This window comes from Frankia sp. BMG5.60 (assembly GCF_059428125.1).
In genome coordinates this window covers 2,413,759-2,427,371 of the sequence record NZ_CM182091.1, presented here as the reverse complement: position 1 = coordinate 2,427,371, position 13,613 = coordinate 2,413,759, and the positions used below count along the sequence as shown (strand labels likewise).

Sequence of the window (13,613 nt, the reverse complement as noted above, 5' to 3'; positions counted from 1 at the left end):
GGGGAGCGTGCCGGGTTGGCCACGCACGGCGGTCCAGCGTGCGGATTCCGCCGCACCGGCGGTGCTCGCGCGTCCCGCTCGGGATGCCGCCGCACCGGACGAGCCCGTCAGCACATCTGAAGACGAGGTCCACGAGCGGTCGAGGGAGGCTCAGCGCTGAACGCCATGCACACGCCTGTGCTGACCGACCGCGTGCTGGAACTGTTGGCCCCGGCCCTGAGCAGGCCGGGTGCCGTGGTGGTGGACGCCACGGTGGGGCTCGGCGGGCACGCCGCGGCCCTGCTCGCCGCCTTCCCCGAGGTCCGGGTCGTCGGTCTCGACCGCGATCTCGACGCCCTGGCGCACAGCGGCGAGCGGCTGCGCGCACTCGCACCCGAGCGGGTGCGGCTCGTCCACGCCGTCTACGACGAGATCGGCACGGTCCTCGCCGGGCTCGGATCCGCGCGGGTACAGGGCGTCCTGTTCGACCTCGGAGTCTCGTCCCTGCAGCTCGACACCGACGCGCGCGGGTTCGCCTACTCGCGGGACTCGCCGCTGGACATGCGGATGGACGCCGCCCGCGGCCGGACGGCCGCCGAGGTCCTCAACACCTATGACGCCGCCGCGCTGGCGCGGATCCTGCGGGACTACGGCGAGGAGCGGTTCGCCCGCCGCATCGCGGAGTCGGTCGTCCGGGCCCGCGCCGTCGAGCCGTTCACCACCTCCGCGCGGCTGGTCGACCTCGTCCGCGACGCCATCCCGGCGCCGGCGCGGCGCACCGGCGGGAATCCGGCCAAGCGCACCTTCCAGGCACTGCGCATCGAGGTCAACTCCGAGCTGGACGTGCTCGCCCGGGCCCTGCCCGCCGCCTTCGACGCGCTGGCCGTCGGCGGCCGGCTCGTCGTGCTGTCCTACCACTCCCTCGAGGACCGGCTGGTCAAGCGGGAGCTGCGCGGCTACGCGGAGACGCTGGTGCCGCCGGACATGCCCGTGGTGCCGGCCGGCGCCGAGCCGCGGTTGCGCTGGCTCACCCGTGGCGCGGAGCCGGCGAGCGAGGTCGAGAAGGCCGACAACCCGCGGGCCGCGTCCGTGCGGTTGCGGGCCGCCGAACGCACGGCTCCGAACCCGGACCGTGCCCAGCCCACCACCGGAGGTGCATCGTGACCGCTCCCGCGCAGCCGCTTTCCCGGGCGGGGCGGGGCGGCGCCGGCCGCGCCGGTGGCCCGCCCGCCGGCGCCCGGGCGGGCCGGGTGCCGGGTGGCGCGGCGGTGCGCACCGCCGCGGCGACGGCTCCGGTCCTCGACCCCCCGGTGCGGCGGGCCCCCGTCCGGACGCGGCTCACGGTGGTTCGCCCGGCGCCGACGGGGGCTCGCAAGGGGCCGTTCGTCGTCCTGCTGCTGGTCCTGCTCGGTGCCGGCCTGCTGGGTCTGCTGGGGCTCAACCTCGCGCTGATGGAGAACTCGTTTCAGGAGAACACTCTGCGTAACCGGGCTTCCGCCCTGGCGGACGAAGAACAGTCGCTCGCGGTGCGGGCCGACCAGCTCTCCGACCCGGCGGCGCTGGCGGCCCAGGCCAGCCGCTTCGGCATGGTGCCCGGCGGGGTGCCCGAGTACCTCGCGCCGGGCACCCCGCTGCCGCCGGGCGCCCGGGTGCTGTCCCGGGAGCCGGGCAGCGGTTCGGTTCTGGTGATCGTGCCCGCACCGGCGGGCCAGCAGCCTCCGGCCGGCGCGGGCACTGCCGGGTCCGGGACGGGCACGACGGCGGTTGCCGGCATGGGCGCCGCGGCGGCAACCGGCGCGAACACCGGCGCCGGCCCAAACACCGGCGCCGGCACGGCGGCGGCCGCCGGCACGGCCACCGCCACCGGTACCGCGGCCGCCGCCACCGGTACCGCGGGCGCTGCCATCGGCGCGGAGACGACCGTGGGCGCGACCGGCACGGGCGGCGCGGCGACCGGCCCCGCGGCGGCCGGCGCGGCCGTGGGATCGCAGCAGCCGGCTTCGGGGACCGCGCCGGTCCCGGGCGCGGGCGGCAGCGGGCTGGGCGCCGGGGCGCCGTCGGGCACGGCGACCTCGACCGGCACGGCGACCTCGACCGGCACGGCCGGCGCTGACCGGGGTGGGCCCGCGCGGTGAGCTCCGCCCTCTCCGGCTCACCCCGGCGCGGGCGCGGACGGCTACGGTTGGTGACTCCACCGCCGGCCTCCGTGCACGGCGGCCGGTTGCGCCGCGACGACGACCCGGATCGGGGCCCGGCGGACGACCGGGATCACGACGATCCGGGCCGCCCGCCCAGCAGGTCGGGCCAGCGGGCCGCTCGGCCCCGCGGCGCGCAGGAGCACCCGCGGGCGCGCCGGGGCGGAAGCGGAACGGCCCGGGGCGGCACCCGGGGACGAGGTCGGGCGGGTGGCCCCGGCGGGAACGACGGCCGCTACCGCGACCACGATGCCGTCGGCTACGACGACGCCTTTGACCACGACCACGCCTATGACCCTGCCGACGCCCTCGACTACGACGCCCTCGACGACGACAGCCTCGACGACGGCTACGGCGTCGCTGACGTCGAGGGCTTCGGCGGCCTCGGCGACGGGGGGGCGGTCCGCCGTGGCCGCCGGGCGGGACGCCCGGCCCAGGGCGACGGCGCGTACCGGCGCGTCCTGGCGCGGACCGGTGCCGGGGCGGAGGGTCGCCGCGTGTATCGGCCGGGGGCGGTGCCCCGCGGGGCCGGCGCCGGCCGAGGCCGGGGCGGCGGGCGGGCCGGCGGTGGCCGCCGGCCACCGCGTCCCCCGATCCGGCGCAACTACCGGCTGAGCAGCCCGCGCCGGCGGCTGCGGGTGACGATCGTGTTCATGTGCGCGCTGCTCGGCATCCTCGCGCTGCGACTGACCCAGCTCCAGGGCTTCTCCGCGTCGACCTACGCGGCCCAGGCGGAGAAGGAGCGGCTGCGCACGATCGTGCTGCCCGCGGTGCGCGGCGCCATCACCGACCGGTCCGGCCACACCCTCGCCCAGCACGTCGAGCTGCGCGCGGTCTACGCGAACCCGACGAACGTCAGGGACATCGGCGCGACCGCCGCGAAGCTCGCCCCCGTGCTCGACGACAGTGTGACAAGGCTGACGAAGCTGCTGACGGACCCGACCAGGCACATCAAGTTCGTCTACCTCGCCCGCGGCCTGAACCCCGACGTCGCGAAGAAGGTCAGCGCCCTGGAGCTGCACGGCATCGGCATCACCGAGGAACGCGGCCGCACCTACCCGGCCGGTCCGCTGGCGGCCAACGTCGTCGGGTTCATGCGGCGCGGCGACGGGGACGTGCTGGAGGGCGCCGGCGGCCTGGAGCTCGAGTACGACAAGGTGCTGCGGGGCACCGACGGCCTGCGCGTGCTGGAGGCCAACCCGGAGGGCATCGAGATTCCCTCGGGACACGGTCGGCAGCGCGATCCCGTCCCCGGCTCGGCGCTGCGGCTCACCCTCGACCGCGACATCCAGTGGAACGCCCAGCAGGCCATCGCCAACGCGGTGCGGTCCTCCGAGGCCGACGGCGGCACGGTCGTGGTGATGGACCCCCGTACCGGGGACGTCCTCGCGATGGCCGACGCGCCCGAGTTCGACCCGCGCAACATCACCCCGCGCGACCAGCCGGCGCTGGGCAACCGGTCGACCCGGGACGCCTACGAGCCTGGCAGCGTCAACAAGGTGATCACGATGGCCGCCGCGCTCGACCGCGGGCTCATCACCGCGCAGACGCCGCTGACCATCCCGCCGTCCATCATCCGCGGCGGGGTGCGCATCGTGGACTCCGAGGAGCACGGCGTGGAGCACCTGACCACCGCCGGGGTGCTGGCCCGCTCCAGCAACATCGGCACCGTGGAGGTCTCCGAACAGGTCGGCCGGCCGGCGCTGGAGCAGGCGCTACGCGCCTTCGGTCTCGGCGCGAAGACGGGACTTAACTTCCCCGGCGAGGGCACCGGCCTGCTGCCGCCGGCGAAGGACTGGTCGGGCAGCCAGGCCGCGACGATCTCCTACGGGCAGGGCATGTCGGCGACGGCACTGCAGATGGCGTCGGTCTATGCCACCGTCGCCAACGGCGGCGTGCGGGTCACCCCCCGGCTCGTCGACGCCGTCACCGGCCCGGACGGGACCGTCCAGGTCACCCCCCATCCCCCCGGCCAGCGGGTGATCAGCGCGCAGACCGCGGCGACGCTGAGCCGGATGCTGGAGACGGTCGCGACGAACGAGGGCACCGCGCCGCTCGCCGAGGTCCCCGGCTACCGGGTGGCCGGCAAGACCGGCACGGCGTACCGGCCGGACCCGGTGCACGGCGGCTACCAGGGGTACGTCTCGTCGTTCATCGGCTTCGCTCCGGCCGACGACCCGAAGGTCGTCGTCGAGGTCGTCCTGGACAACCCGAAGAAGGGGTATTTCGGCGGGCAGGTCGCCGCGCCGGTGTTCCAGGGCGTGATGAGCTTCGCCCTGACCACGCTCGGCGTGCCGCAGCCGACGACGAAGCCGTCGCCGCTCATCCTCGATCTGGACAAGTAGCACTGGGACCTGAACAAGCAGTACGGGACCGGTCCGCGTGCGGCATTCGGTGGACCACCGCCATGCCCGGGCGCCCCTGCCGATGGCCGAGCCTGCTCCCACTAAGGTCGTCAGCGTGACCCCACCGGCACCCCGACCGGCCGCCCCGACGGCGTGCGGCCTGGCTGATCTGCGCGCGGTGCTCACGGCCGCGCAACTCCCGCCGGCGCCGGCCCCGCTGCCCGCCGGCCCTGGTCCGGACGCCGCCGTGCCCGCCGCGCCCGCCGCGTCCGCCGGACCCGGATCGGACGCGGTGGTGCGCGGCGTCACCCACGACTCCCGCCGGGTGGCGCCCGGCGACGTCTATGCGGCGCTGCCGGGCGCGCACGTGCACGGGGCCGACTTCGCCGCCGCCGCGATCGCCCGCGGCGCGGTGGCGGTGCTCACCGACGCCGAGGGCGCGCGGCGGATCGCCGCCGCGGGCGGGCCGGCGGCCGCACTGCCGGTGCTCGTCAGCGCCGACCCGCGGCGCGACCTCGCCCCGGTGGCGGCCCGCATCCACGGCGACCCGTCGGCGGCGCTGCGCCTGCTCGGCGTCACCGGGACCAACGGCAAGACGACAACCGCGTTCCTCCTCGACGCGGGGCTGCGCGCGGCGGGCCACATCACCGGGCTGATCGGCACGGTGGAGACCCGCATCGCCGGGGACCGCCTGGCCAGCGCCCACACCACCCCGGAGGCCAGCGACCTGCAGGCGCTGCTGGCGACCATGGTCGAGCGGGGCGTGGACGCCGCCACCATGGAAGTCTCCAGCCACGCGCTGGCCCAGCACCGGGCGGACGCGCTGCACTTCGCCGGGGCGCTGTTCACCAACCTCAGCCAGGACCATCTCGACTTCCATCCCACGATGGCGGACTACTTCGAGGCGAAGGCGTCGCTGTTCGCGCCCGGCCGGGCGGCGGCAGCGGTGATCGGCGTGGGCGACGAGTGGGGCCGGCGGCTGGCGGCCCGCCGCCCGGACGCGGTCACCTTCGCCGTCGACGGCCCCGCCGACTGGACGGCCCGCGACGTCACCGCCGGCCCCACCGGCAGCGAGCTGCTGGCCGCCGGCCCGGGCGGCGAGCGGGTGGAGCTGTTCGTCCCCCTGCCCGGGGTGTTCAACATCGCCAACGCGCTGGGCGCGCTGGCGCTGCTCGTGGCGGTCGGGGTCGACCCGGCCGCCGCGGCCGCCGGGATCGGTTCGCTGCCCGGCGTGCCGGGACGGATGGAGCGGGTCGACGCCGGCCAGCCGTTCCTGGCCCTGGTCGACTTCGCGCACACCCCGGACGCGGTCACGACGCTGCTGGCGACCGTCCGTCCCCTGGTGAAGGGCAGGATCATCGTCGTGCTCGGCTGCGGCGGGGACCGTGACCGCGGCAAGCGCCCGCTCATGGGCGCCGCCGCCGCCACGCTCGCCGACCTCGCGATCCTCACCAACGACAACCCGCGCTCGGAGGACCCGGCGGAGATCCTCGCCGCGATGCTCGCCGGGGCGCCGGCCGCCGCGCGCGCGGCGGGCCGGGTGCTGGTCGAACCGGACCGGGCCGCCGCGATCGCCGCGGCCGTCGCCGCCGCCGGCCCGCAGGACGCCGTCGTCGTCGCCGGCAAGGGGCACGAGTCCGGGCAGGAGCAGGCCGGGGTGGTGACCCAGTTCGACGACCGGGTGGTGCTGCGGGCGGCGCTGGACGCGGCGGCCCGCGGATGATCCCGCTGACCCTCGCCGAGGTCGCCGCGGTGACCGGCGGACGCCTCGACGCGGTCGCCGACCCGGCCGCCGTGGTCGACGCGGTGAGCGTGGACTCCCGCCAGGTCGGCCCCGGCACGCTGTTCGTCGCCCTGGTCGGCGCCCGCTCCGACGGGCACGACTTCGCCGCCGCGGCGGTGGCCGCGGGGGCTCCGGCGGTGCTCGCCGCCCGGCCGCTCGGCGTGCCGGCGGTCGTCGTGGCCGACCCGTCCGCCGCGCTCGCCGCCCTCGCCGCGCACGTGCGCGACACCGCCCGCGCCACCGTCGTCGCCGTCACCGGCTCGGCGGGCAAGACCACCACCAAGGATCTGCTCGCGGACCTGCTCGCCGAGCTCGGCCCGACGGTGGCCGCGCCCGGGTCGTTCAACAACGAGATCGGCCTGCCGTTGACCCTGCTGCGCACCGAGGTGGACACCGCGTTCGTCGTGCTGGAGATGGGTGCGCGCGGCCTCGGGCACATCGCCACGCTGTGCGCGGTGGCCCGCCCGTCCGTCGGAGCGGTGCTCAACGTCGGCAGCGCGCACGTCGGCGAGTACGCCGACGGCCGGCGCGGGATTGCCGCGGCCAAGGGGGAGCTCGCCGAGGCCGCCCGCGACGCCGTCGTCCTCAACGCCGACGACCCGCTGGTCGCGGCGATGGCGCCGCGGGCGCGCGCCGAGGTGATCACCTTCGGCGAGGGCGCCGGGGCCGACGTGCGCGGCGCCGACGTCCGCGTCGACCCGCTGGGGCACGCCTCGTTCGACCTGCTCGCCGGCGGCGAGCGCCACCGGGTCACCCTCGGCCTCGTCGGCGCGCACCAGGTGCCCAACGCGCTCGCCGCGGCGGCCGTCGCCCTGCACCTCGGCCTGAGCCCCGCGCGGACCGCGGCGGCGCTCGGCGCGGCGCGGGCGCGCAGCCGCTGGCGGATGGAGGTCACCCGGACCGCCGCCGGGGTCGTCGTCGTCAACGACGCCTACAACGCCAACCCCGAGTCGATGCGCGCCGCCCTGGCGACCCTGGTCGACATGCGTGGGGCGGGCCGGGCGATCGCGGTGCTCGGCGGCATGGGGGAGCTCGGCGACGCCGCCGACGACGCGCACGACGCGCTCGGCCGGCTCGCCGTCCGGCTCGGGATCGACCAGGTGATCGCGGTGGGGCCGGCGGCCCGGCGCATCCACCTCGCGGCGTCGCTGGAGGGCTCCTGGGACGGCGAGTCGCTGTGGGTGGCGGACGCCGACGAGGCGGTGGCGACGGTGGTCGAGCTCGCCCGGCCGGGCGACGTCGTGCTGGTCAAGGCCAGCCGGTCCTACGGCCTGGAGCGCGTCGCCGAGGACGTGGTGACGAGGTTCGGCGTGGTCGGCGCCGGGATCGAGGGGGCATGAGGACGGACCGCAGGGTGCACCGGAGCGGACGCGCGCGGGTGACACACGCGTGAGAGGCGTTCTTATCGCGGCCATGGTCGCGTTGGTCGTGTCGTTGCTCGGTACTCCCTGGGTGATCCGGTTCTTCCGGCGGCAGGGGTACGGGCAGGAGATCCGCGAGGACGGCCCGTCGAGCCACCTGACCAAGCGCGGCACGCCCACCATGGGCGGCACGGTGATCATCGTGGCGACCCTGGTCGGCTACTTTTTCGCCCATCTGGTCACCGGGATCGGCTTCACCGCCTCGGGGCTGCTCGTCCTGCTGGTGATGACCGGACTCGGCGTCGTCGGCTTCCTCGACGACTACATCAAGATCCGCAAGCAGCGCAGCCTCGGGCTCACCGCCCGGATGAAGTTCGCCGGCCAGGCCGCGGTCGCGCTCGCGTTCGGGCTGCTCGCGGTCCGGTTCAAGAACGACGCCGGGCTGCTGCCGGGGTCGACGTACATCTCGATCGTGCGCGACACGTCCCTGTCGGTCGGCATCATCGCCTTCCCGCTGCTGGCCTGGATCATCATCGCCGCGACGTCGAACGCGGTGAACCTCACCGACGGCCTCGACGGCCTCGCCGCCGGCACGTCGGCGATGGTCTTCGGCGCGTACGTGGTCATCTCGTTCTGGCAGTTCGGCAACCTGTGCGAGCCGGGGGACTCGCCGGCCGGCTGCTACGCGGTGCGCGACCCGTTGGACGTGGCGCTGGTCGCGGCGGCGGCGATGGGGGCCTGCTTCGGCTTCCTGTGGTGGAACGCCAGCCCGGCGAAGATCTTCATGGGGGACACCGGCTCGCTCGCGCTCGGTGGCGCGTTCGCCAGCATCGCCATCGTCAGCCGGACCGAGCTGCTGCTCGTCGTCCTCGGTGGCCTGTTCGTCATCGAGACCCTGTCGGTGATGATCCAGGTGGCGTTCTTCAAGGCGACGAAGAAACGCGTGTTCAACATGGCGCCGATCCACCATCATTTCGAACTCGCCGAATGGCCCGAGACGACGGTGATCATCCGGTTCTGGATCGTCTCCGGCCTCGCGGTGGCCTTCGGGCTCGGCCTGTTCTACGCCGAGTTCCTCTCCCACGGAGGTGGTTAGGCCCGTGGAGGTAGCCGGCCCCATGGCCGCGGCGGAGCCGCGCACCTGGACGGGGCTGCCCGTGCTGGTCGTCGGGGTGGGGGTGTCCGGGCTCGCCGCGGCCCGGGCGCTGCTCGCCCGCGGTGCCCGGGTGCGGGTCGTCGACGCCGGGGACACCGAGCGGCACCGCGCGGCCGCCGCCGACCTGCGGGCGCTCGGGGCGACCGTGGAGCTCGGCGGCCTGCCGGCGGGTCCTGGCGGGGCGGGGCTCGTCGTGACGTCGCCCGGCGTCCCGCCGACCGCGCCGCTGATCACCGGGTCGGCTGCGGCGGGGGCGCCGGTGTGGGGGGAGGTCGAGCTCGCCTGGCGCTGGCGCGGCGCCACCCGCTGGCTCGCCGTGACCGGCACGAACGGCAAGACCACGACCACCGAGATGCTCGGGGCGATGCTCGCCGCGGGGGGTCGGCGCGCGACCACCGCCGGCAACATCGGCACGCCGATCGTGGAGGCGGTCGACGCCGAGCCGCCCTACGACACGCTCGCCGTCGAGCTGTCCAGCTTCCAGCTCCACTACACCCACACCGCGGCCCCGCTGGCCGCGGCCGTGCTCAACGTCGCCCCGGACCACCTCGACTGGCACGGCGGCGCGGACGCCTACGCCGAGGCCAAGGCGCGGATCTGGCGCGATCCCGCGACGATCGCGATCGGCAACGCCGACGACGCGGCGAGCACCCGGCTGCTCGCGCAGGCGCCGGGGCGCCGCGTGCTGTTCGGCCGGGACCCTGCGGCCCGCCCCGCCCCGGGGCTGACCGTCGAGGCCGGTCACCTCGTCGACCGCGCCTTCGGCGGCGGCCGGCTCGTCGCCGTGCGCGACCTGCGGGTCGCCGGCCCCCACCTGATCTCCAACGCGCTGGCCGCGGCGGCGCTCGCCCGCGCCGAGGGCGTCGACCCCGCGGCGATCGGCGCCGCGCTCGCCGAGTTCCGCGCCGGTGCCCACCGCAACGCCGAGGTCGCCGTGATCGACGGCGTCCGCTGGGTGGACGACAGCAAGGCGACCAATCCGCACGCCGCCGCCGCCTCGCTGGCCGGCTACCCGTCGGTCGTGTGGATCGCCGGCGGCCTGAACAAGGGCCTCGAGTTCGACGAGCTCGTCCGCGACGCCCGCGGCGTGCTGCGCGGCGCGGTGCTCATCGGCCGCTGCGCCGACGAGATAGGCGTCGCGCTCGCCCGACACGCCCCCGATGTCCCCGTCGAACGGGCCGCCGGCATGGACGATGCGGTGAGGGCCGCGGCGGCGCTCGCGCGCGCCGGTGACACGGTGCTGCTCGCGCCGGCCGCGGCCTCGATGGACATGTTCCGCGACTATGCGGCCCGCGGAGACCTGTTCGCAGAGGCGGTGCGCGCACGAGAGGGGTAGCCGTGGCTGGTTCGAGGCCGGTGTCGCCCTCTACCGGGCCGTCGGTGCGGCCGATTGCCGCCCGGTCCGGCCGATCCGGCCGGTCCGCCCGGTCCGCCCGGCCCGGCCGAGACGCTCGTGACGGCCGTGACAGCCGTGACGGGGGGCAGGGGCGGGGCGGCGCGGGCAGGGCGTCCGCCCGCGCCCCGGGCCGCGTCGGCGGCGAGGCGCCGGCCGGCGACGACGACGGCCCGGTGGACAGGGAGACCGCCGAGCTGCGGGTGCCGCTGCTCGACCGGCCGTTGGCCTCCTACTACCTGCTGTTGTCCTCGGCCGGCCTGCTGCTGTTGCTCGGGCTGGTCATGGTGCTCTCGGCGTCGAGCGTGCGCTCCTACGCCCTGTTCGGCTCGGCGTACACGCTGTTCATCCGGCAGGCGATCTGGGTGGGTATCGGCCTGCCGATCGTCGTCGCGGCCAGCCGGCTGCCGGTGCGGGCCTTCCGCGTCCTGGCCTACCCGCTGCTGGCCGGCACGGTGCTGCTGCTCATGGCCGTGCTCGTCCCCGGCATCGGCAGCGTGCGCGGGGGTGCCCGGCAGTGGATCGTCGTCGGCCCGATCACCATCCAGCCCAGCGAGCTGGCGAAGATCGCACTGGTGCTGTGGTGCTCGGACCTGCTGGTGCGCAAGCGGCGGCGGCTGTCCGACCCGAAGCACCTGTTCGTCCCGCTGGTGCCGGTGTTCCTGTTCATCGACCTGCTGATGCTGCTCGAGCCGGATCTCGGCGGCGCGATCTGCGTGACGGTCGTCCCGCTGACCATCCTGTGGGTGATCGGCACCCCGAAGCGCTTCTACGGCGCCGTGATGGGATCGATGATCGTCGCGGCGACGGTACTCGCCGTCGTCGAGCCCTACCGGATCCGGCGGCTGCTGTCGTTCACCGACCCCTTCGCCGACGCCAACGGTGACGGCTTCCAGGCCGTCCAGGGCATCTACGCGCTGTCCACGGGCGGCTGGTGGGGGGACGGGCTCGGCGCCTCCCGGGCGAAGTGGCCGGAGCTGCTGCCCGCGGTGCACACCGACTTCATCCTCGCGATCATCGGCGAGGAGCTGGGACTGGTCGGCAGCCTCGTGGTGGTCGGGCTGTTCGGCGTGCTCGGCTACGCGGGCCTGCGCATCGCCCACCGCTCCGACGACCTGTTCGTCCGGCTGGCCGCCGCCGGCGTCACGGCCTGGATCATCGTCCAGGCGGTGGTGAACATGGGGGCGGTCGTCGGCCTGCTGCCGATCACCGGCGTCACCCTGCCGCTGGTGTCCTTCGGTGGGTCCGCGCTGCTGCCCACCCTCGCCGCCCTGGGGATGCTGCTGTCCTTCGCCCGCTCGGAGCCGGCGGCGGCGAAGTACCTGGCCCGACGGGCCGAGGAGCGCCGCGCGGCCCGGGCCGAGCGCGCCGGTGTGCGCCGGCGGTCGCGGCTGCCCGGCCGCCGCACCCGCCGACCCGACCTGGAGCTCGTGCCCGTTGACGGCCTCGACATAGCACCCGGCAGCGGCGGGCGGGCGACCGGTACCGGGCTGTCCGCTGGCCGGCCCGATGTGTCATCGTCTTGACCGATGTTGCGAAGCGTAGTGCTCGCCGGCGGCGGGACAGCCGGCCATGTCGAACCCGCGCTCGCCGTGGCGGACGCCCTGCGCGCCGCCGAGCCGCGGGCGCGGCTGACCCTGCTGGGCACGGCCACCGGCCTGGAGTCGCGCCTGGTGCCGGCCCGGGGCTACGAGCTGGCGACGGTGCCGAAGGTGCCGATGCCGCGCCGGCCCACGCCCGCGCTGCTGAAGCTGCCCGTCCGCCTGTTCGACGCGGTGCGCCAGGCGGGCGCGACGCTGGACCGGGTCCGGGCGGACGTCGTCGTCGGCTTCGGCGGATACGTGTCGGTGCCGGCCTACCTCGCCGCCCGGCGCCGCGGCATCCCGATCGTGGTCCACGAGGCGAACCCGCTGCCCGGGATGGCCAACCGGCTCGGCGCCCGGTTCACCCCGTTCGTCGCCACCTCGTACCCGAGCACCCCGTTGCGCGGTGCGACCCTCACCGGCATCCCGCTGCGCGCGGAGATCCTCACCCTCGACCGCTCGCCGGCCGCCACCCAGGCAGCGCGGGCCCGCTACGGGCTTGACCCGCACCGTCCGACCCTGCTCGTCTTCGGCGGCTCCCAGGGGGCCCGTAGCCTCAACCAGGTCATGACCACGGCGGCGCACCCGCTGACCACCGCGGGCGTCCAGGTTCTGCACGCGGCCGGACCGAAGAACTTCGAGGAGGTCGCGGCGGCGCTGCCCCGCGGCCTGCCGGCTCCCTATGAGCTGCGGCCCTACCTGGACGACATCATGTCCGCGTACGCTGCCGCCGACATGACGCTGTGCCGCTCGGGTGCGATGACCTGCGCCGAACTCGCCGCGGTGGGCCTGCCGGCGGCCTACGTGCCGCTCCCGCACGGCAACGGCGAGCAGCGCCGCAACGCCCTGCCGACGGTGGAGGCCGGCGGCGGCCTGCTCGTCGACGACGCCGAACTCGACGCGGACTGGCTGCTGGCGAACGTGCTGCCGGTGCTCACCTCGGCGGAGCGGCTGGCGAAGATGTCGGCGGCGTGCGCGGGCAGCGGTTACCCGCAGGCCGCCGCGGCGATCGTCGCCATGGTCCGCGACGCGGCGGCGACCCGGCGCCGGTCCCGGCCCCGCCACGCCGCCTCCTAGACCCCGCCGCCTCCTAGACCCCGCCGCGGATGGCCGGCCGCGGCGGGGAGCGTCAGCGCAGGGCGGCCAGGACGACGACGGGGATCTCGCGCTCGACCTGCTCCTGGTGGCCGCGGATGCCGGGCATCGTCTCCACCAGTGCCTGGTAGAGCCGCTCCCGCTCGGCCCCGGTGGCGGTGGACGCCGCCGCGGCGAACCGGTCGGTGCCGAGCTCCACGGTGACCTTGGGGTTGGCCGTGAGGTTCCGGTACCAGTCCGGATGCCGCGAGGCCGCCATGTTCGACGCGAACACGATGATGCGGCCGTGCCGGCCGGCCTGGCCGTTCCCACCAGCCTGATCCTCACCGCCGGCCTGGTCCGCTCTGCCCGCCTGGTCCGCTCTGCCGGCCTGGCCCTCACCCCCCGCCCGGTCCGCTCCGCCAACCCGGCCCTCACCGGCCGCCGGGTCCTCGTCCGCCGCGGTGCCGGGGGTGCCGGGGGTGTCGGGGGTGTCGGGGGTGCCGGGGGTGTCGTCGGTGTCGTCGGTGACGTAGCCGAGCGGCGTGGTGTGTTCCCGCCCGCTGCGCCGGCCGGTCGTCGTCAGCAGCACGAGCCGGGAGCCGGGCAGCGTCTTCTCCAGCGCTCCGCCGGTGGCTCGGTATTCGGCGATCACGGTCTGGTTGACCGCCCGGATGTCGAAACCGGGGCTGCGCGGGTCCTGAGTGTCCGACATCTACCTGATCCTCACCGGTCGCCGCCGGC

At 75.9% G+C, this 13,613-nt stretch carries 10 protein-coding genes; 9 read left to right on the top strand and 1 reads right to left on the bottom strand.

The annotated features are described in order from the left end of the window. Window positions 1-165: 165 nt before the first annotated feature. The 9 genes from rsmH (at window position 166) to murG (ending at window position 12,872) form a co-directional block, all read left to right on the top strand. The gene (gene rsmH, locus AC5R91_RS09740) at window positions 166-1,143 is read left to right on the top strand and encodes a 16S rRNA (cytosine(1402)-N(4))-methyltransferase RsmH (protein ID WP_495396820.1); all 978 of its coding nucleotides are present in this window, start codon (window positions 166-168) and stop codon (window positions 1,141-1,143) included. Further along, on the top strand, window positions 1,140-2,114 hold the full coding sequence (gene ftsL, locus AC5R91_RS09735; protein ID WP_495396819.1) for a cell division protein FtsL: 975 nt from the start codon (window positions 1,140-1,142) through the stop codon (window positions 2,112-2,114). The genes rsmH and ftsL overlap by 4 nt, the downstream gene beginning before the upstream one ends. A gap of 50 nt (window positions 2,115-2,164) precedes the next feature. Next, entirely contained in the window at window positions 2,165-4,519 is a 2,355-nt protein-coding gene (locus tag AC5R91_RS09730) for a peptidoglycan D,D-transpeptidase FtsI family protein (protein ID WP_495396818.1), read from the top strand. A 115-nt stretch (window positions 4,520-4,634) separates the two neighbouring features. After that, window positions 4,635-6,242 carry a UDP-N-acetylmuramoyl-L-alanyl-D-glutamate--2,6-diaminopimelate ligase gene (locus AC5R91_RS09725; protein WP_495396817.1) on the top strand — a complete coding sequence of 536 codons (1,608 nt, stop codon included), beginning with the start codon at window positions 4,635-4,637 and terminating at the stop codon, window positions 6,240-6,242. Continuing rightward, on the top strand, window positions 6,239-7,642 hold the full coding sequence (locus tag AC5R91_RS09720) for a UDP-N-acetylmuramoyl-tripeptide--D-alanyl-D-alanine ligase (RefSeq protein ID WP_495396816.1): 1,404 nt from the start codon (window positions 6,239-6,241) through the stop codon (window positions 7,640-7,642). Before AC5R91_RS09725 ends, AC5R91_RS09720 begins: the two co-directional genes overlap by 4 nt. A gap of 49 nt (window positions 7,643-7,691) precedes the next feature. Next, entirely contained in the window at window positions 7,692-8,759 is a 1,068-nt protein-coding gene (gene mraY, locus AC5R91_RS09715) for a phospho-N-acetylmuramoyl-pentapeptide-transferase (RefSeq protein WP_495396815.1), read from the top strand. A 22-nt stretch (window positions 8,760-8,781) separates the two neighbouring features. Further along, entirely contained in the window at window positions 8,782-10,155 is a 1,374-nt protein-coding gene (murD, locus tag AC5R91_RS09710) for a UDP-N-acetylmuramoyl-L-alanine--D-glutamate ligase (protein WP_495397930.1), read from the top strand. A 2-nt stretch (window positions 10,156-10,157) separates the two neighbouring features. Continuing rightward, window positions 10,158-11,738 carry a putative lipid II flippase FtsW gene (ftsW, locus tag AC5R91_RS09705; RefSeq protein ID WP_495396814.1) on the top strand — a complete coding sequence of 527 codons (1,581 nt, stop codon included), beginning with the start codon at window positions 10,158-10,160 and terminating at the stop codon, window positions 11,736-11,738. 3 nt (window positions 11,739-11,741) lie between these two features. Next, window positions 11,742-12,872, top strand: a complete 1,131-nt coding sequence (murG, locus tag AC5R91_RS09700) for an undecaprenyldiphospho-muramoylpentapeptide beta-N-acetylglucosaminyltransferase (protein ID WP_495396813.1) — start codon at window positions 11,742-11,744, stop codon at window positions 12,870-12,872. A 52-nt stretch (window positions 12,873-12,924) separates the two neighbouring features. Here murG and AC5R91_RS09695 read toward each other — a convergent pair whose 3' ends face one another. Next, the gene (locus AC5R91_RS09695) at window positions 12,925-13,584 is read right to left on the bottom strand and encodes a nitroreductase/quinone reductase family protein (RefSeq protein WP_495396812.1); all 660 of its coding nucleotides are present in this window, start codon (window positions 13,582-13,584) and stop codon (window positions 12,925-12,927) included. Between the last annotated feature and the right edge of the window lie 29 nt (window positions 13,585-13,613).

What these genes read in the sequence shown, in the direction of transcription:
- rsmH (WP_495396820.1), top strand. Translation starts at nt 166, where the DNA reads ATGCACACGCCTGTGCTGACCGACCGCGTGCTGGAACTGTTGGCCCCG.
- AC5R91_RS09720 (WP_495396816.1), top strand. Translation starts at nt 6,239, where the DNA reads ATGATCCCGCTGACCCTCGCCGAGGTCGCCGCGGTGACCGGCGGACGC.
- murD (WP_495397930.1), top strand. Translation starts at nt 8,782, where the DNA reads ATGGCCGCGGCGGAGCCGCGCACCTGGACGGGGCTGCCCGTGCTGGTC.
- murG (WP_495396813.1), top strand. Translation starts at nt 11,742, where the DNA reads ATGTTGCGAAGCGTAGTGCTCGCCGGCGGCGGGACAGCCGGCCATGTC.
- AC5R91_RS09695 (WP_495396812.1), bottom strand. Translation starts at nt 13,584, where the DNA reads ATGTCGGACACTCAGGACCCGCGCAGCCCCGGTTTCGACATCCGGGCG.